At 68.4% G+C, this 16,842-nt stretch carries 13 protein-coding genes; 11 read left to right on the forward strand and 2 right to left on the reverse strand.

The window, feature by feature from the left end; all coding sequences use genetic code 11:
• Positions 1 to 571: 571 nt before the first annotated feature.
• The gene (locus BW38_RS02805) at positions 572 to 1,186 is read left to right on the forward strand and encodes a DUF938 domain-containing protein (RefSeq protein WP_032977984.1); all 615 of its coding nucleotides are present in this window, start codon (positions 572 to 574) and stop codon (positions 1,184 to 1,186) included.
• A gap of 88 nt (positions 1,187 to 1,274) precedes the next feature.
• On the opposite strand, the gene BW38_RS02800 is transcribed toward BW38_RS02805, so the two are convergent.
• Entirely contained in the window at positions 1,275 to 4,961 is a 3,687-nt protein-coding gene (locus tag BW38_RS02800; protein ID WP_032977986.1) for an indolepyruvate ferredoxin oxidoreductase family protein, read from the reverse strand.
• Positions 4,962 to 5,132: 171 nt separating this feature from the next.
• Here BW38_RS02800 and BW38_RS02795 point away from each other — a divergent pair, with 171 nt between their 5' ends.
• Together BW38_RS02795 and BW38_RS02790 are read left to right on the forward strand one after the other, a co-directional pair.
• Complete coding sequence (locus BW38_RS02795) at positions 5,133 to 5,768, forward strand: tetratricopeptide repeat protein (protein ID WP_032977989.1); 636 nt, start codon at positions 5,133 to 5,135, stop codon at positions 5,766 to 5,768.
• A 69-nt stretch (positions 5,769 to 5,837) separates the two neighbouring features.
• Positions 5,838 to 6,824: a hypothetical protein gene (locus BW38_RS02790; protein WP_032977992.1), complete on the forward strand. Its 987-nt coding sequence runs from the start codon at positions 5,838 to 5,840 to the stop codon at positions 6,822 to 6,824.
• A gap of 49 nt (positions 6,825 to 6,873) precedes the next feature.
• On the opposite strand, the gene BW38_RS02785 is transcribed toward BW38_RS02790, so the two are convergent.
• Positions 6,874 to 8,358, reverse strand: coding sequence for an AAA family ATPase (locus BW38_RS02785; RefSeq protein ID WP_025875996.1), 1,485 nt, complete (start codon positions 8,356 to 8,358; stop codon positions 6,874 to 6,876).
• A gap of 123 nt (positions 8,359 to 8,481) precedes the next feature.
• Here BW38_RS02785 and BW38_RS02780 point away from each other — a divergent pair, with 123 nt between their 5' ends.
• From BW38_RS02780 to BW38_RS02745, 8 genes are all read left to right on the forward strand, one after another.
• Entirely contained in the window at positions 8,482 to 9,111 is a 630-nt protein-coding gene (locus tag BW38_RS02780) for a ParA family protein (protein WP_025875994.1), read from the forward strand.
• A gap of 37 nt (positions 9,112 to 9,148) precedes the next feature.
• Entirely contained in the window at positions 9,149 to 9,625 is a 477-nt protein-coding gene (locus tag BW38_RS02775) for a histidine phosphatase family protein (protein ID WP_032977995.1), read from the forward strand.
• A gap of 4 nt (positions 9,626 to 9,629) precedes the next feature.
• Positions 9,630 to 10,247 carry a YceI family protein gene (locus BW38_RS02770; RefSeq protein WP_025875990.1) on the forward strand — a complete coding sequence of 206 codons (618 nt, stop codon included), beginning with the start codon at positions 9,630 to 9,632 and terminating at the stop codon, positions 10,245 to 10,247.
• Positions 10,244 to 12,301 carry a phospholipase D family protein gene (locus tag BW38_RS02765; protein WP_032977998.1) on the forward strand — a complete coding sequence of 686 codons (2,058 nt, stop codon included), beginning with the start codon at positions 10,244 to 10,246 and terminating at the stop codon, positions 12,299 to 12,301. Before BW38_RS02770 ends, BW38_RS02765 begins: the two co-directional genes overlap by 4 nt.
• A gap of 10 nt (positions 12,302 to 12,311) precedes the next feature.
• Positions 12,312 to 12,746 (forward strand): hotdog fold thioesterase, encoded by a 435-nt coding sequence (locus BW38_RS02760; protein ID WP_025875986.1) that lies wholly within the window; start codon positions 12,312 to 12,314, stop codon positions 12,744 to 12,746.
• 119 nt (positions 12,747 to 12,865) lie between these two features.
• A complete protein-coding gene (locus BW38_RS02755) occupies positions 12,866 to 13,657 on the forward strand; it encodes a lysophospholipid acyltransferase family protein (protein WP_025875984.1) in 792 nt (263 codons plus the stop codon).
• Positions 13,658 to 13,664: 7 nt separating this feature from the next.
• Entirely contained in the window at positions 13,665 to 14,699 is a 1,035-nt protein-coding gene (locus BW38_RS02750; protein ID WP_025875982.1) for an alpha/beta fold hydrolase, read from the forward strand.
• Positions 14,700 to 14,755: 56 nt separating this feature from the next.
• Positions 14,756 to 16,834: a tetratricopeptide repeat protein gene (locus BW38_RS02745; protein ID WP_032978002.1), complete on the forward strand. Its 2,079-nt coding sequence runs from the start codon at positions 14,756 to 14,758 to the stop codon at positions 16,832 to 16,834.
• The last annotated feature ends 8 nt before the right edge of the window (positions 16,835 to 16,842 follow it).

Consider the following 16,842-nt stretch of genomic DNA (forward strand, 5'->3'; position numbering starts at 1 on the left):
GGTGCAGGGCTGCAAGCCCTGCCGAAACCCTCCCCGACCATGACTGCAGTCACTTGCCCGAACGCCCAGCCGCTGGCGGCTGTGCGTTCGGGCGCTTGCGAAGCAATGCTTCGCAAGCAAAGCGCCCTCACCCATTGGGGGCTCGATGGCGCCATCCATGGCGCCAACGGTCCTGCCACCCCACACCGCCCCACCTCTGACAGATCTCCGCGGCTGTTGGTAGGTGTCGACCTTGGTCGACACATCTGTCAGATATCGAAATAAATCTGGGGTCAGATCCGTTTTCCGCAGGAAAACGGATCTGACCCCAAGAGCCGTTCCAGCAGATCGCGGAAAACTGTCGAAGGCGGGGTGGATCCGGTTGCGGGGGCGTGAGCGCCATGGATGGCGCGACCGAGCCTCCATGGACGGATTCACGGCGTCCCCCGCAACCGGATCCACCCCGCCGACCCACGGAATGCCGCCTTTTGACGTTGCTCTGGCTCCGGCCTCTGCAGGTGCAGGGCGCAGCCCTGCCGAGCAATACGCCCCTCGTGCACAATGAGGCCGACCCCGCCTGGACGCCGTCTCGATGTCGAGCAAGCCGTATTCAGAAGCCTGCGAACGCAACCGCGAACCGATCGCCGCTGCGCTCGACCCGTGGATGGGAGATCGCCACCGGGTGCTGGAGATCGGTAGCGGCACCGGCCAGCATGCTGCTTTCTTCGCCGAGCGCTGGCCATGGCTGCGCTGGCAGCCCAGCGACCATCCGGATCATCTGCCGGGCATCGAGGCCTGGCGCGCGGAGGCGGCGCTGCTGAACCTGCTGCCGCCGGTGGCGCTGCAGGTGGAACTGCCGCCAGCGCCCGGCCTGAGCTTGCCGGAAGGCAGCACGTTCGACGCTGCCTTCAGTGCCAATACCCTGCACATCATGAGCTGGGAGCATGTGCAGGCGTTGTTTGCCGCACTTCCCCCCCTGCTGCGCCACGGCGCGCTGCTGGCGGTGTACGGACCGTTCAACTACGGCGGTCGCTACACCAGCGACAGCAATGCGCAGTTCGATGCGTGGCTGAAGGCGCGTGATCCGCGCAGCGGCATCCGCGATAGCGAAGCGGTGCAGGCGCTGGCCGCCGACAACGGCTTTACCCGCCTGGGGGATGTGGCGATGCCGGCCAACAACCGCCTGCTGCTGTGGCGGTTGGGGTGAATCACCGGTAGTGCCGGCCGCTGGCCGGCAACACATTGTCCGGGAAGGGCAGATGCCGGCCAGCGGCCGGCACTACCACCTGCCGCTATTACGCCACCTGCACGATATGCAGCGCCTTCGGGTTGCGCCACTGCGCCAGCAGCACCGCTTCGCGGGCCTTGGCCTTCTCGAAGTGCGCTTCCTTGACGTGGCCGAAGCCGCGGATGTGCTCGGGAATGCTGGCGATCTCCACCGCCAGTGCCAGGCGGTCGTCATCCAGTCCGTCGATCAGCTGCTGCACGGTCGCCTCGTAATCGGTGATCAGCTGGCGCTCCATGCGACGCTCTTCGGTGCGGCCGAACACATCCAGGCGACCACCGCGCAGGAACTTCAGCTTCGCCAGCAGGCCGAACGCCTTGAACATCCACGGGCCGTATTCCTTCTTCTGCAGCCGGCCCTGTTCGTCCTTCTTCGCGAACAGCGGCGGTGCCAGATGGAAACGCAGCTGGTAATCGCCTTCGAACTGCTGCTGCAGGCGCCGCTGGAAGTCGCCGCTCGTGTACAGGCGCGCCACTTCGTACTCGTCCTTGTACGCCATCAGCTTGAACAGGTAGCGGGCCACGGTTTCGGTCAACGCGGTGGAGCCGCCGATGCGCTCGGCTTCGGCCGCGCGTACGCGCTCGACCAGGCTGCGGTAGCGGTTGGCGTAGGCGGCATCCTGGTAGTCGGTCAGGAAGGCCGAGCGGCGCTCGATCATCTCGTCCAGCGAGCGCGACAGGCGCGCGTCGTCCAGCGGCAGGAAGGCGACATCGCCACCGTGCGTCGGCAGCCCGCGCAGCTCTCGCTCGTCACCGGTGTTGCGCGGTGCGGCGGTAGCGCCCCACTCGTTGCCTTCCCATTCGCCCGGCGGCAGCGCATGCAGCGGGCCCGGCGTGTTCTCGGTGTCGGTGTGGCGGTTGCGCACCAGGCCGGCGGCCTGCTGCACGGCCTGCGGATCGACCGCGGCCAGGCGGCCCCAGGCGAAGGCCTGCTGGTTCATCGCCACGGCCGCGCCGTTGAGTTCGATGGCGCGCATCAGCGACTCGAACGACAGCGGCACCAGGCCCTGCTGCCAGGCGTAGCCGAGGATGAACAGGTTGGCGGCGATCGCATCGCCGAGCAGCGCGGTGGCCAGCTGGGTTGCGTCCAGCAGCAGCGGCTCCTCGCCACCCAGGGCCACGCGCACGCCGGCGATGATGTCGGCGGCGGGGAACTGCATGTCCGGGCGGGTGGTGAAGGTGCCCGGCATCGCTTCGTAGGTATTGAGCACCACCTGCGAACGGCCGGCGCGTACCTTCGACAGTGCCCAGTAGTCGTTGACCACCACCATGTCGCAGCCCAGCACCAGATCGGCTTCACCAGCGGCGATGCGCACCGCATGGATGTCGTCCGGGCGGCGGGCGATGCGGATGTGCGTGGTCACTGCGCCACCCTTCTGCGCCAGGCCGGTCTGGTCGAGCACCGAGGCGCCCTTGCCTTCAAGGTGACCGGCCATGCCCAGCAGGGCGCCGATGGTCACCACGCCGGTACCGCCAACGCCGGTGATCAGGATGTTCCAGGGTTGCTCCAGGGTGCCGCGCACCACCGGTGCCGGCAGGTTGTCCAGCAGCGTGGACGCATCGCGCTTGCTGCCCTTGCGCGGTTGCCCACCGTGCACGGTGACGAAGCTCGGGCAGAAGCCGTTGACGCAGGAATAGTCCTTGTTGCAGTTGGACTGGTCGATGTCGCGCTTGCGACCGAACTCGGTCTCCTTCGGCAGCACCGACACGCAGAAACTCTTCTTGCCGCAGTCGCCGCAGCCTTCGCAGACCAGCGAATTGATCATCACCCGCTTGGCCGGGTCTTCCAGCTTGCCGCGCTTGCGGCGGCGGCGCTTCTCGGTGGCGCACGTCTGTTCGTAGATCAGGATCGAAACACCCTTCACTTCGCGCAGGCGCTTCTGCACCGCATCCAGCTCGCTGCGGTCGTGGAACTCCACGTCGCTGGGGAAATGCTCGCGCTGGCGCGTCCACTTGGCGATGTTGTCCGACAACACCATGATGGTGTGGATGCCCTCGGCCCGCATCTGCTTTGCGATGTCCGGCACGCTCAACGGGCCGTCCACCGGCTGCCCGCCGGTCATCGCCACCGCGTCGTTGTAGAGGATCTTGTAGGTGATGTTGACGCCGGCGGCGATCGCCTGGCGGATGGCCAGCGAACCGCTATGGAAATAGGTGCCGTCGCCCAGGTTCTGGAACACATGCTGGGTGTCGGTGAACGCGGCCTGCCCGGCCCACGTCACGCCTTCGCCACCCATGTGGGTGAAGGTGTCGGTGCTGCGGTCCATCCAGGTCACCATGTAATGGCAACCGATGCCGGCCAGCGCACGCGAGCCGTCCGGCACGGTGGTGGAGGTGTTGTGCGGGCAGCCGGAGCAGTAGTGCGGCACGCGCGGGAAGCTGGCGCGCGGCAACGCAAGCTCGGCTTCCTTCTCCTGCATCCACTGCAGGCGCTGCTCGATGGATTCGTTGTTGAAGAACTTCTGGATGCGGCGACCGATCACGCCGGCGATGGTGGCCGGGGTCAGTTCGCCGGTGGACGGCAGGATCCACTCGCCGGCCTCGTCGTACTTGCCGACGATGGACGGGCGCTGGCCCCAGCTGGCTGGCCAGTTGAAGAACTGCTCCTTCATCTGGCGCTCGATGAAGGCACGCTTCTCCTCCACCACGATGATGTCTTCCAGGCCCTGCGCAAAGCGCGCGATGCCTTCCGGTTCCAGCGGCCAGGTCATGCCGACCTTGTACACGCGGATGCCGATGTCGGCGCAGGCCTGCTCGTCCAGGCCCAGGTATTCCAGGGCCTGCAGCACGTCCAGGTAGCTCTTGCCGGTGGTGACGATGCCCAGCCGCGCACGCGGCGCGTCCATCACCACCTTGTCGATGCCGTTGGCACGCGCGAAGGCCTGCGCGGCTTTCACCGCATAGCGGTGCAGGCGCATCTCCTGGTCCAGCGGCGGATCGGGCCAGCGGATGTTGAGGCCGCCGGCAGGCATGTCGAAGTCCTCCGGCAGCACGATGCGCCGGGCCAGCGGATCAACCTCGACCGAGGCCGACGATTCCACCGTCTCGGCAATCGTCTTGAAGCCGACCCAGCGCCCGGTGTAACGGCTCATCGCCCAGCCGAGCAGGCCCATGTCGAGGATGTCCTGCACGCCGGCCGGGTTCAGCACCGGCATCATCGCGCTGACGAATTCGTCCTCGCTGCCATGCGGCAGCGTCGAGCTGCGGCAGGCATGGTCATCGGCGGCCAGTGCCAGCACACCACCATGGCGCGACGTGCCGGCGGCATTGGCGTGCTTGAACACGTCGCCGCAGCGGTCCACGCCCGGGCCCTTGCCGTACCACATGCCGAACACGCCCTGCACGTTGGCACCGGGGAACAGGTTGGTCTGCTGGGTACCCCACACCATGGTGGCGCCCAGGTCCTCGTTGAGGCCCGGGGTGAACTTCACCTTGGCCGTTTCCAGGTGCTTGCGCGCGCGCCACAGTTCCAGGTCGAAGCCGCCCAGCGGGCTGCCGCGATAGCCACTGATGAAACCGGCGCTGTCGATGCCCGCAGCTTCGTCGCGCAGGCGCTGCATCAGCGGCAGCCGCACCAGCGCCTGCACGCCACTCAGGTAGATCCGCCCTTCGTTGCGGGTGTACTTGTGGTCGAGCGTGTAATCACGGTCGAGCAGGTCGGCGGAAGCGGGCGAGGTGAGTTGCGCGGTACTGGTCATGGCTGGCCTGTCAGGATCGGCTGGCACCGGCCGCGCAGGTGCACGCGGCGGGAAAGGCGCGAATTGTAACAGTGGGGGGCCAGGGCCCCCGGCACTCGCGCCGGGGCCGTGCTGGGGTTAGGATCGGGGAGAGAGAGGGAGGGTTGGTGTTTCAACCTTGGGGGAATTGGGATGTCAGTTGCAGGACAGTTCCTGGCCGGCGTGTTGCTGGTTTCGGGAGCGGCCACTGTGTGGGCCGCGCCGGCATTGCCGGCACCGCAGGAGTTCTATTTCGACAGCGACGCCGCTGCCGCGCCGATCACGGTGGTGCAGGGTGAAGGCGAAGACCTGGTGGCACAGCTGCTGAAGCATCGCGAGCGTGGCCGCAAGGGGCTGGAAGCCACGGCGCAGCTGGCGTCGGTGGCCATCGCGCAGGGGCGCGCGGAACTGGGCGACAAGCTCTATCGCGAGGCACTGGCCGAGGCGCCGGTGCAGAGCGCGCTGGGCCGCAGCGTACGCTGGAACTATGGCTGGGACCTGTTGCGGCAGGGCCAGGCGCTGGCCGCGCTGGAACAGTGGCAGGCCGCTGCCAGCACCCAGCGCAGCAATCCGGGCTGGGTACCGCCGAGCTATGCGTTGGCGCTGTGGCGGGCTGGCCAGCAGCAGGAGGCAGTGAAGTGGTATGCCGCCGCCGTACGGACCGAGCCGGGGCAATGGCGCGACAGCAGCCATTACGCGCAGCTGTTGCCGCAATGGCGCGACGACGAACGCGCGACGTTGGCCGAAGTACAGCAGGCCTGGCTGGCCGCGCCTCCAGCCTGGCCCTGACAGCGGACGGCCGCTGGCGGCGTGCAAGGGGGCCTACAATGGTTGGCCCTTCGCTGCCATGAGCTCCGGATGCGCCAACGCGCTACCTTGCTGTTGTTCCTGTCGCTGCTGCTGCCAGGGGGGCTGAATGCTCAGGACCGGTCCGTGCCGGACTGGCTGCAGCCGGTCGTCACCCGCATCGCCGCCCTGCAGGCCAGCGATGTCCCGGCCGAGCGCTGGCAGGGGGCCGAGTTGTCGCTGGCATTGGGCGTAAAGGCCGATGGCCAGCGCCTGACCGATGCCGATGCACTCACGCCGGTTTTCCTGGACGCCTGGCAGGCCGCGCCAGCGCACCGCTTCCACCGCCACCGCCTGTTGCGGCTGTGCCAGGGCACGCTCACCTGCGGTGACCCCGTCGGTCGCAATCTTGGCTTGCCCACGGCTGCGCCCACAGGTGCCGGGCTGTTGCCGGCACTGCTGGAGGCGCAGCGTGCGGACGATCAGGACAACGGCGAGGGCGCGTGGCAGGCGGTGCAGGTGGCCTGGCGGTTGGAAGAAGTCGGCATGGCGACACAGCAGCTGCGCGCCGCCGCGGAACGGCAACCGTTCGGTGATGGGACGCGGCGGCTGCTGGCGATGCAGCTGCAGGCGCTGGCAGGGGTGTCGTTGTCCGACACGCCGCTGGAGGAGGCGGACCGCAGCCCGCGGCAGATCGTCGAAGACGCCCTGCTGGGGTCGCTGGAGGAACGCACCTTGTGGGACTTCGCCGGCATTGCGCTGTGCGGGCAGGCACAGCACAGCGCAACGTGCAGGAGGCTGGCCACGCAGATGACAGCCAGTGGCGATCTGGGTCTGCAGGAACTGGCACTGCGGCTGGTGCCCGCCGATCCTGATGCCCAGCGCGCACTTGACTGGCTGCAGTGGCAACAGCTGAGTGCGCGGCGGCGGGGGCTGCCCGCCGGCTACCTGCAGCGCGCCGCGCGCGAAGGCACGACGGCAGCCATCAGCCGCCTGTTGCAGGAAAACGGTCTGCCGCTGACCCCGCCCGCTGGCTGGAGCCCAGACACCGCACCCTGACCGACAGGGAATCCACGCCCTGCGTGGATGGACGCGGTGGCGGCGACCTTCAGTCGTCCGCAGACACCGTGCGCCCCGACGCCCACTCCCGCAACGCCGCCACCTGCTCGGCCATCAGCACCGACAACGGCCGTGTCGTGCGGATCTCGCCCATCAGCAGTTCGGTATCCAGTGGCCGGCCTTCGGCATGCGCCGAATACAGCCCGGCCACGATCGCCTGCTCGATTTCCGCACCGGAAAACCCGTTGGCCGCTGCGGCCAGTGCCGGCAGCGCGAAGTCGTCGGCATTGAGCTGGCGCCGTCCCAGGTGCAGCCGCAGCAGTTCCACGCGCACATCGGCCGAGGGCAGGTCGACGAAGAAGATCTCGTCGAAGCGGCCCTTGCGCAGCAGCTCGGCCGGCAGCTCGTGGACCTGGTTGGCGGTGGCCACGATGAACACCGGCGCCTTGCGCTCGGCCATCCAGGTCAGCAGGTAGCCGAGCACGCGGCGCGACACGCCGCCATCCTCGGTGCCGGTGGCCAGGCCCTTTTCGATCTCATCCATCCACAGCACGCACGGCGCCAGCTGCTCGGCCGAGGCCAGTGCCTGGCGCAGGTTGGCTTCGGTCTCGCCGTGGTACTTGTTGTACAGCGCGCCCACGTCCAGGCGCAGCAGCGGCACGCCGAAGCCGGCGGCGGTGGCCTTGGCCAGCATCGACTTGCCGCAGCCCTGCACGCCCAGCAGCAGCATGCCGCGCGGCGGGTCCAGCCCGGCCGGTGCCGAGCCGGCGATGAAGGCGACGCGACGCTGGTTGATCCAGCGCTTGAGCCGGTTGGCGCCAGCCACATCGCCGAAGCGCGCGCTGTCATGTTCAAAGAACAGGTGGCCGCTGCGGTTGAGCAGCTCGAACTTCAGCCGCGCCAACTGCGGCAGGTCGTCGTCGCGCAGCGCGCCATCGGCATAGATCAGCTGCCGCGCGATGCGCCGCGCATCGACCAGGCTCAGGCCCTGCAGGTTCTTCAGGATCTTCTTGACCGCCTCGCTGTCCACTTCCACCCGGCGCCCGCCGTGTTCGCGTGCATAGGCATCGGCTTCCTCGCGCAGCATCTTCAGCAGTGCATTGGCGTCGGGCAGGCGCGGGTTGAAGCGCACCGCCAGGGCTTCCAGTTCGGCGGGCAGTTCCACCTTGGCGCCGATCAGCACCAGCACGTGCGGTTCGCTGTGGCGGCGCTGGATCAGGTCGCGCAGGGCACGCTGGTGGCTGGCGTAGCCCAGGTAGGGGTGGAAATCGAGCAGCAGGTACACGCCGCGCTGGTCGGCCTGGCGGATCATCTGCAATGCGGCACTGGCATCGGGCGGACCGACCGGCTCGTCCTCGCGCTCCAGGTCGATGCGGCGCAGGCCTTCGGTGATCGACCAGCGGTGCAGGGCCCGCCAGACATGCATCAGCGTCTGCCGGAACAGCTCGACGATGCGACCCTCATCCTGGGTCTCGACCACGATCAACGGCGTGTTGGCGCGGATCAGTGCGCTCAGGTCCTGCAGTTCGCTCATGGCGGTTCGATCCTTCGGGGGCGCCACGATAGCAAAGGCCGGGGGCACTGGTTCAGCACGGCTCTACCTTCCGTCACCATCGGCGGTGTACGCTCGGGGCACGTACCCGGAAGCGAGGCTGGCATGAAGACGATCCTGGTGGCCGGTTCCAAGGGCGGGGTGGGCAAGACCACCATCGCCACCCACCTGGCCGCGTACGCGGCATTGCAAGGCAAGGCCACGGTGATCGCCGATGCCGACCCGCAGGGCTCCAGCACCCGCTGGGCACAGCGCCGGGCCGGGCTGGAAAGCGCGGTACTGCCGATCGACGTGTACCGCAAGAAGCAATGGGCGCAGAAGCTGCCCGATGGTACCGATACCGTGGTGATCGATGCACCGGCCGGCGCGCTGGCCGACGATATCCCGCATTTCCTCGACGCTGCCGATGCCGTGGTGGTGCCGGTGCTGCCCTCGGCACTGGACATCGAAGCCATCGTCGGCTTCCTCAACAGCCTGGCCCAGGTACCGCGCGTGCACAGCCGCAAGCTGCCGGTCGGGCTGGTGCTGAACCGCACCAAGCCCTGGACCCAGACCTCGCAGCAGGCCCTGCAGATGCTGGCTGACTGGCCCTATCCGGTGGTCGCCCAGCTGCGCGACAGCCAGAGCTATGTGGTCATGACCGGCCTGGGCCGCAGTCTTTTCGATTACCGCTCCGCCCAGGTGCGCGAGCACCAGGCCGACTGGGAACCCCTGTTGTCCTGGCTGAAGCTGTAACAGCCGTAGGTCTCCATCCCTTCATTGGAATCCCGCAATGCGCGAACTGATCCTGCTCCGCCACGCCCACGCCGAACCGGCCACCACCGGCCAGGCCGACCTCGACCGGCCGTTGTCGCCGGTGGGGCTCGCTGAAGCCGAAGCCGCCGGCAAGTGGCTGAAGGAGAACAACCTGCTGCCGGACTGCGTGCTGTGTTCACCGTCGCGGCGGACCCGCGAAACCCTGGAAGCGGTGATGGCAGCCATCGGCTATGTCGAAAAGCGCCTGGAAGACCGCATCTACGAGGCCACCCCCGGCACCCTGGCCGCGCTGGTGGACGAGCGCCGTGACCTGGACCGGGTGCTGATCGTCGGCCACAACCCCGGGCTGGAGCAGCTGGTGGCGCTGATGACCGATGGCACCAGCAGTGATTACCGTGGCATGCCGCCGGGCGGCGTGGCCGTGCTCGGGTTCGCCCGCGAGGCGACGATCGAGCCGGGCGTGGCCAGCCTGAACGCCTTCTGGTGGCCGTGAGCCGATGAGGTTGGCGTTGCCGGGCCGCTGTCTGCTGCCAGTCGTTCTGGCCATCGGCCCGGCCTGGGCTGCCGCACCGCCACCGACCGCGCTGCCGGCGGTCGTGGCCGAACCGCCGCGTACGCTGCAGCTGGATGTGGTGCGCTCGCAGATCGGTTTCGAAGTCCGCACCCGCTTCGGCCAGCGCATCGAGGGCGTGTTCCCCCGTTTCGAGGGGCGTATCGAGGTGCTGTCCGATGGCCGCCACCAGGTCCACCTGAAGATGTTCACCCGCACCGTGGAGATTCCCGGCAAGGACCGCTATACCGGCTGGATGCGCGGCCCCGAGTTCTTCGATGCCGGCCGTTACCCGTTCGTGGAGTTCGACTCGCTGCCGTACTGGCCGGAGACGGTTGCCGAGGGCGGCGGTATCGACGGCCGGCTGACCCTGCGCGGGGTCAGCCATCCGGAGACGCTCAAGGTCGAGAAAGCGGAATGTGCCCGACCCGGCTATGATTGCGACGTCGTCAGCCGCGGTACCGTGCAACGAGGTCGGTATGGCATGGACAGCTGGCAGCTTGCCTTGAGTGACCGAGTGACTTTCGTATTGCGTGCGCGCCTCAGCGAGGCGCCGAAACCGTGAATCCCTTGCTGCGTGTATTGGCGCTGGCAACCGTGTTGCTGGGCAGCGGCTGCGCGTCGCTGTCGCATGCCCAGCGTGATCGCGCCGAGGCGATTGCCGTGCAGGCGCGCTCGACCCAGGTCGATTGCCAGCAGGCCGACCGCTGCGCGCTGGATTCGCCCCTGCGGGCACTGGCCGGCCGGGCGTTCAGCGAATCGACCCCGGACCAGCCGCGGCACTACGCCACCCTGCTGGACGAGGGCGAAGGTGCGCTGGTCGCGCGCCTGAACCTGCTGCGCAGCGCCACCCGCAGCATCGACCTGCAGACCTACATCTTCGACAAGGACGACAGCGCCCGCCTGGTCATCGACGAGCTGCTGGCGGCGTCGCGGCGCGGGGTGAAGGTGCGGCTGCTGATCGACCAGCTTTCGGCGATCTCCGACCTGCAGATCCTCGGCGCACTGGCCGGTGCCCACGAGAACTTCCAGCTGCGGGTCTACAACCCGACCTTCGGCAAGGCCCGTCTGAACTACTTCGACTATGCCGGCAGCGTGCTGTGCTGCTTCCGCCGCTTCAACCAGCGCATGCACAACAAGCTGCTGGTGGTTGACGATGCGATCGGCGTGGTCGGTGGGCGCAACTACCAGGACGACTATTACGACTGGGACCGCGAATACAACTTCCGCGACCGTGACGTGCTGATCGCCGGCCCCGAAGCACGCGCGATGGCGGCCAACTTCGATGCCTTCTGGCGCGCGCAGCGCAGCGTGCCGGCCGAGCGCCTGAACGATGTCGGCCGTACCCTGCTCAAGCAGGGCGTGCCGCTGCTGCCGCCGGCGCAGTTCCGCAGGCCCGAGCGGGTGGAGCGGGTCAGCGAGGAAGCCAACGACGTCGCCTTCGTCACCCGTTCGTTCGTGGATACCGCCCTGCCGGTCGCCTCGGTGCGCTATGTGGCCGATCTGCCGCGCAAGCACCGGCGTGAGCGCGCCGACGCCCCACTGGCCGGGCAGCATGTCACCGAGCCGCAGCTGGATGCACTGATCTCCAGTGCGCAGCACGAAGTGATCCTGCAGACGCCCTACCTGGTGCTGTCCAAGCCGGCACAGAAACTGTTCCGCGAGCTGCGCAAGCGCCCGCAGCCGCCGCGCGTGGTGGTATCCAGCAACAGCCTGGCCGCCACCGACAACCCGATCGTGTATGCGCTGTCCTACAAGTACAAGCGGCGCAACATGCGCGAGCTGGGCTTCAACATCTTCGAATTCAAGCCGTTCCCGCTGGATGCCCCGGTCGATTACCGCAACCTGCTGCCCGACCCGATCGCAGCGCCGGGCAGCGATACCGGCCGCAATCCGCTGCTCGGTGGCAGCGCGGCGGGCAGCAATGCCGGTGGCGGTAGTGGTGGTGATGCGGTGGCCGCTGCGGATGTGGACGACCGGCCGGCGCGGGTGATCCATCCGCGTACCGGCAGTGCGTATGAGAATGCCCGTGCGCGCCGGCGTGCTGCCGGCAGCGAAGTCGAGACCCGCCTGCTGCGTACCGAAACGCGCCCCTCGTTCCTGGGCAGCAAGGCGGTCAACAAGCCGCTGCCGGTCACCCGCAAGGGCGCGCGCATGGGCCTGCATGCCAAGTCGCTGGTGGTCGACCGCCGCATCGGCGTGGTCGGCACCCACAACTTCGATCCGCGCAGCGAGAACTACAACACCGAAGGCGCGGTGATCATCGACGATCCGACCTTCGCCGAGCAGCTGGCCCAGAGCATCCTGCGCGATACCCACCCGCAGAACTCCTGGACGGTGGCGCCGCGTGCCAAGCCGCCGGTCCTGTCCGGCCTGAACTACAGCGTCGGCAAGGCCTCCGAGGCGCTGCCGATCCTCGACTTCTGGCCGTGGCGCTATGCCACCGACTACGAGTTCAAGCCCGGCCCGGACTGCCCGCAGCCACTGCCGCGGCAGAGCGCCGATTTCCACCGCTGCTATGTCGCGGTGGGCGACTTCCCCGAGGTCAATGTCGGGCCGAAGTGGCTGCTGGTGCGCATGCTGACCGCATTCGGCGCCGGCCTCGTTCCCATCCTCTGAAGGTAGCCGCATGACCCAGGTATTCCGCGAAGCCGTTTCCATCGAGCAGCTCAACGCACTCAGCCGCAATACCGCCATCGATACTCTCGGCATCGTCTTCAGCGCCGCTGGCGAGGACTGGCTGCAGGCGACCATGCCGGTGGATGAGCGCACCCGCCAGCCGTACGGCATCCTGCACGGTGGCGCCTCGGTGGTGCTGGCCGAAACCCTCGGCAGCAGCGCCGGCAACCTCTGCGTGGATACCGCCAAGCAGGTCTGCGTGGGCCTGGAGATCAACGCCAACCACGTACGCGCCGTGCGTTCGGGTACGGTCACCGGCACCGCGCGCGCGGTGCACGTGGGCCGCAGCACCCAGCTGTGGGAAATCCGCATCGAGGACGAGCAGGGCCGGCTGGTCTGCATCTCGCGGCTGACCCTGGCCGTGGTGGCGGCCGGGCACGGTTGAGCCGTCGCGGCATCGGTGACGGCGGCGGAACCCAGCGTTCCCCACCGATGGCCGCCGTCAATGAGACTTATGGCCGAATTCGGCTGGCAGCGATGGCAGCCCTCCGGTATCGTGCGTGGATGACTTCCCCCACTCCGGCCCCCCGCGGCGGCGTGGCGCGTGTGTGCCGTTACCTGTACCGCGTACCGCTGCTGTTGGTCCACATCACCGTGTTCCTGCCGCTGATCCTGATCGGCATGCTTCCGCCATGGGGCGAGCTGCGCGTGGGCGATGCTACCTTCGGCGCCAAGGTAGTGAACTGGTGGCAGGGCGGCCTGATGTGGATCTTCGGCTTCCGCCTGTCGCGCGTCGGCCAGCCGCTGCCGGGCGCAGTGCTGTTCGTCGCCAACCATGTCAGCTGGGTCGATATCTCCATCCTGCACAGCCAGCGCATGATGGGCTTTGTCGCCAAGCGCGAGATCGCCAGCTGGCCGGTGGTCGGTTGGCTTGCCGCGCGCGGCCAGACCATTTTCCACCAGCGTGGCAACACCGAATCGCTCGGTGGGGTGATGCAGGTGATGGCCGACCGCCTGCGCGCCGGCAAGGCGGTAGGCGTGTTCCCGGAAGGGCGTACCCGCGGCGGCCATGACGTTGGCCCGTTCCATGCGCGTATCTTCCAGGCCGCCGTCGAAACCAGCGTGCCGGTGCAGCCGGTGGCGCTGATCTACGGCGTGCGCGGGGATGCACAGACCATCGTGGCCTTCGGCCCGGGCGAGAGTTTCTTCGCCAATTTCCTGCGCCTGCTCGGTGAGCCGGCGCGGCATACCGAAGTGCATTTCCTGGAGCCGATCGGCACCCAGGACCTGGAAGGCCGTCGGCGCATCGCGGAAACCTCGCGCGCGCGCATCGTGGCGGCCATGAGCGGGGATTGAGGCGAGGGTGGCCGTGTCTCCGCCACCGACCCTCGACGCTGATGCGCCGATGCTCACCGCGTCCGACTATCAGCCGCCGCGCTGGCTGCGCAATCCGCACCTGCAGTCGATGCTCAGCTCCAGCCGCATGCGCCTGCAGCGCGGCCTGCTGCTGCTGGCCGCCACCGGCGCGGTCAGCGAGGAGCTGATCCTCGATGGTGGCGAAGGTGTGCGCCTGCAGGGTTGGCACAGCCATGTCGAAGGGCGCGAACCGCGCGGCATCGCCTTGCTGCTGCATGGCTGGGAGGGCAGCGCCGAATCCAGCTACATGCGCATGGCCGCTGCCCGCATGCTGGAGCAGGGGTTCGACGTGGTGCGGCTGAATTTCCGCGACCACGGCAACACCCATCATCTCAATCCCGGCATCTTCCACTCCAACCTCATCGACGAAGTGGTGCACGCCGCAGGCGATGTCGCCCAGCGCTGGCCCGATCTGCCGCTGGTTGCAGCCGGCTATTCGCTGGGTGGCAACTTCGTGCTGCGGCTGGCCCTGCGCGCACCGGCCGCCGGTGTACCGCTGCAGCACGTGGCCGCGGTCTGCCCGGTGCTCGACCCCGGGCTGACCATGGAGAACATCGAGAACGGCCCGGCGATGTACGACTGGTACTTCCGCCGCAAGTGGGCCGGCTCGCTGCGGCGCAAGCGCGATCTGTTCCCCGAACTGAGCGACTGCGACGACCGTGTGCTGAACATGGACATCCGTTCGCTGACCGCCTGGCTGGTCGAGCGGCACACCACGTTCGGTTCGTTGCAGGCCTATTTCGATGGCTACTCCATCGCCGGCGACCGCCTGTCCACGCTGCAGGTACCTGCTGACATCCTGATGGCGCAGGACGATCCGGTGATCCCCTACGCGACCTTCCGCGATTGGCAGCTGCCGCAGCAGGCGCGGCTGGAAACCGCCTGCTGGGGCGGCCACTGTGGCTTCCTGGAAAACTGGCGCGGCGATGGGTTCTCCGAGCGCTGGGTCGCACAGCGCCTGCGGCGGGTCCTGCCGGGCTGAACCGGCACCGGCGCGCGGCCCGCTACAATGCGGGTTTGACCTTGAACCGGACGGCCATGCAAGACCAGATCCTCCAAGCGTTGCGCCAGAACGATGCCGGCCAGGCCGTGCAGCTGGCCCAGGCGTGGACCCGTGACGAACCCGGCAAGGCCGAGGCCCACCGCTGGCTGGCGCTTGCGCTGCAGCAGCAGGGCCAGGCCGAGGCCGCGATGGAGGCGTTGCAGCAGGCGCTGCAGCTGGCCCCCGATGATGCGCAGCTGCACCTGCAGCACGCCGGCCTGCTGCTGGCACTGCGCCAGTTCGACGGGGCCGATGAAGCCCTGCTGCGCACCACCGGGCTGGACCCCAACGCCTTCCCGGCTTACCTGATGCAGGCGCACCTGGCGGTGGGCCGCAATGATTTCGACGAGGCCCAGCGGCTGTCGACCCTGGCCTCGCGGCTGGAGCCGGACCATCCGGAACTGCTGACCATCGATGGCATGGTCGCGCTGCGCCGCGGCGACGCCGACCGTGCGCTGGCCCTGTTGTCGGCGGCCAGCCAGGCGCTGCCGGACGATACCCGCGTGCTGTACGCGCTGGGCTTTGCCTATCTGGGCAAGGACATGCTGGCGTTTGCCGAGCAGGCGTTCCGTCGCGTGCTGGCGTTGAACCCGAAGATGTCCTCGCTGCACGGCATGGTGGTGCAGCTGGCCTTGCGCCAGGGCAACGTGGAGGCCGCCGACGAGGCAATGCAGCAGGCGCTGCAGGAGCCGGAGCTGGACGTGCCGCCGATGCGCCGCCTGGCCGGCGAACTGGCACTGCGCAGTGGCCAGCCGCTGCAGGCGCTGGAGCACCTGCTGCCGCTGCTGCAATCGCTGCAGGGTGATCGCCAGGTGCTGCAGCTGCTGCTGATGTCCTGGCAGCGCCTGGGCCGCGAAGATGAAGCCCGCACACGCCTGGATGACGCTCTGGAAGGCAATGACCAGCTGCATGACCTGTGGCTGGCACGACTGGCCGTGGAAGACGTCGGCAGTGCCGGCGCCGTAGCCGTCGTGGAGCGCTGGATGGCAGCGATGCCCGGCCACCTGCCGGCGCTGGAAGCGCGCATGCGCCCGCATGACATGGCCGGCGAGCATGAGCAGGGCGAAGCCATCGCCGAGCGCATCACCACCCTGGAACCGGGCCGCGTCAGCGGTGAAAGCCGTCGCGTCGAGGGGCTGCTGCAGCGTGACCCGGCCGCCGCCGTGGAGCGCGTGCAGGCCCTGATCGCACAGGCACCGGAGGGACACCGCGCTGATCTGCGGACCTGGCTGGGCGAGATCCATGATCGCGCCGGGCAACCGGAAGAAGCGCTGCGTACGTGGATGGCGCTGCAGACCGACCAGGCTTCGCAGCGGCTGCCGTTGCCGCCGCAGGCCAAGGCACCGCCGAGCTGGCCGGAGATGGCCAGCATCGACGAAGCGACGCGCGATAGCGGCTCGGCGCCGATCTTCCTGTGGGGCGCCCCGGGTTCGGGCGTGGAGCGGGTGGCAACCGGCCTGGCCGCTGCCAGCCCGGTGCTGCGCAGTGATCGTTACACCGCCACGCCACCGGACGATGCCTTCCAGAACTACAACACGCTGCAGGACCTGGCGTCGGGCGTGCTGAGCCCGGAACGGCTGGTCGAGCGTTGGCGCGAGCACCTGCCCGCCCGCGGCCTGGAAAGTGACACCGTGATCGACTGGCTGCTGTGGTGGGACAACGCGCTGTTGTGGGCATTGCGCCCGCAGCTGCCGCAGGGTCGCCTGCTGCTGGTGTTGCGCGACCCGCGCGACATGCTGCTGGACTGGATCGCCTACGGCGCCGCCGCGCCGCTGGCGATGACCTCGATGGCCGAAGCCAGCCAGTGGCTGGTGCGTTCGCTGACCCAGATCGCCGCGCTGCACGAGGAAGACCTGTATCCGCACGTGCTGCTGCGCATCGACGACATCGGCAACGATGCGCACGCGATGGCCGACCTGCTGGGTCGCGTGTTCGGGCGTCCGATGCCGCCGGCTGCACAGCTGGGTGCACCGCGCCTGCCTGCCGGCCACTGGCGCAGGTATCGCGACGTGATGGGCGCCGCGTTCGCCCAGCTCACCCCGGTCGCGGTGCGCTTGGGTTACCCGGAAGAGTGAGGAGCATC

The organism is Stenotrophomonas sp. RIT309, from assembly GCF_000632045.1.
GTDB classification, from domain to species: Bacteria; Pseudomonadota; Gammaproteobacteria; order Xanthomonadales; family Xanthomonadaceae; genus Stenotrophomonas; species Stenotrophomonas indicatrix.

What these genes read in the sequence shown, in the direction of transcription:
- BW38_RS02760 (WP_025875986.1), top strand. Translation starts at nt 12,312, where the DNA reads ATGACCCAGGTATTCCGCGAAGCCGTTTCCATCGAGCAGCTCAACGCA.
- BW38_RS02790 (WP_032977992.1), top strand. Translation starts at nt 5,838, where the DNA reads ATGCGCCAACGCGCTACCTTGCTGTTGTTCCTGTCGCTGCTGCTGCCA.
- BW38_RS02780 (WP_025875994.1), top strand. Translation starts at nt 8,482, where the DNA reads ATGAAGACGATCCTGGTGGCCGGTTCCAAGGGCGGGGTGGGCAAGACC.
- BW38_RS02755 (WP_025875984.1), top strand. Translation starts at nt 12,866, where the DNA reads ATGACTTCCCCCACTCCGGCCCCCCGCGGCGGCGTGGCGCGTGTGTGC.
- BW38_RS02745 (WP_032978002.1), top strand. Translation starts at nt 14,756, where the DNA reads ATGCAAGACCAGATCCTCCAAGCGTTGCGCCAGAACGATGCCGGCCAG.
- BW38_RS02785 (WP_025875996.1), bottom strand. Translation starts at nt 8,358, where the DNA reads ATGAGCGAACTGCAGGACCTGAGCGCACTGATCCGCGCCAACACGCCG.
- BW38_RS02800 (WP_032977986.1), bottom strand. Translation starts at nt 4,961, where the DNA reads ATGACCAGTACCGCGCAACTCACCTCGCCCGCTTCCGCCGACCTGCTC.
- BW38_RS02795 (WP_032977989.1), top strand. Translation starts at nt 5,133, where the DNA reads ATGTCAGTTGCAGGACAGTTCCTGGCCGGCGTGTTGCTGGTTTCGGGA.
- BW38_RS02775 (WP_032977995.1), top strand. Translation starts at nt 9,149, where the DNA reads ATGCGCGAACTGATCCTGCTCCGCCACGCCCACGCCGAACCGGCCACC.
- BW38_RS02770 (WP_025875990.1), top strand. Translation starts at nt 9,630, where the DNA reads ATGAGGTTGGCGTTGCCGGGCCGCTGTCTGCTGCCAGTCGTTCTGGCC.
- BW38_RS02805 (WP_032977984.1), top strand. Translation starts at nt 572, where the DNA reads ATGTCGAGCAAGCCGTATTCAGAAGCCTGCGAACGCAACCGCGAACCG.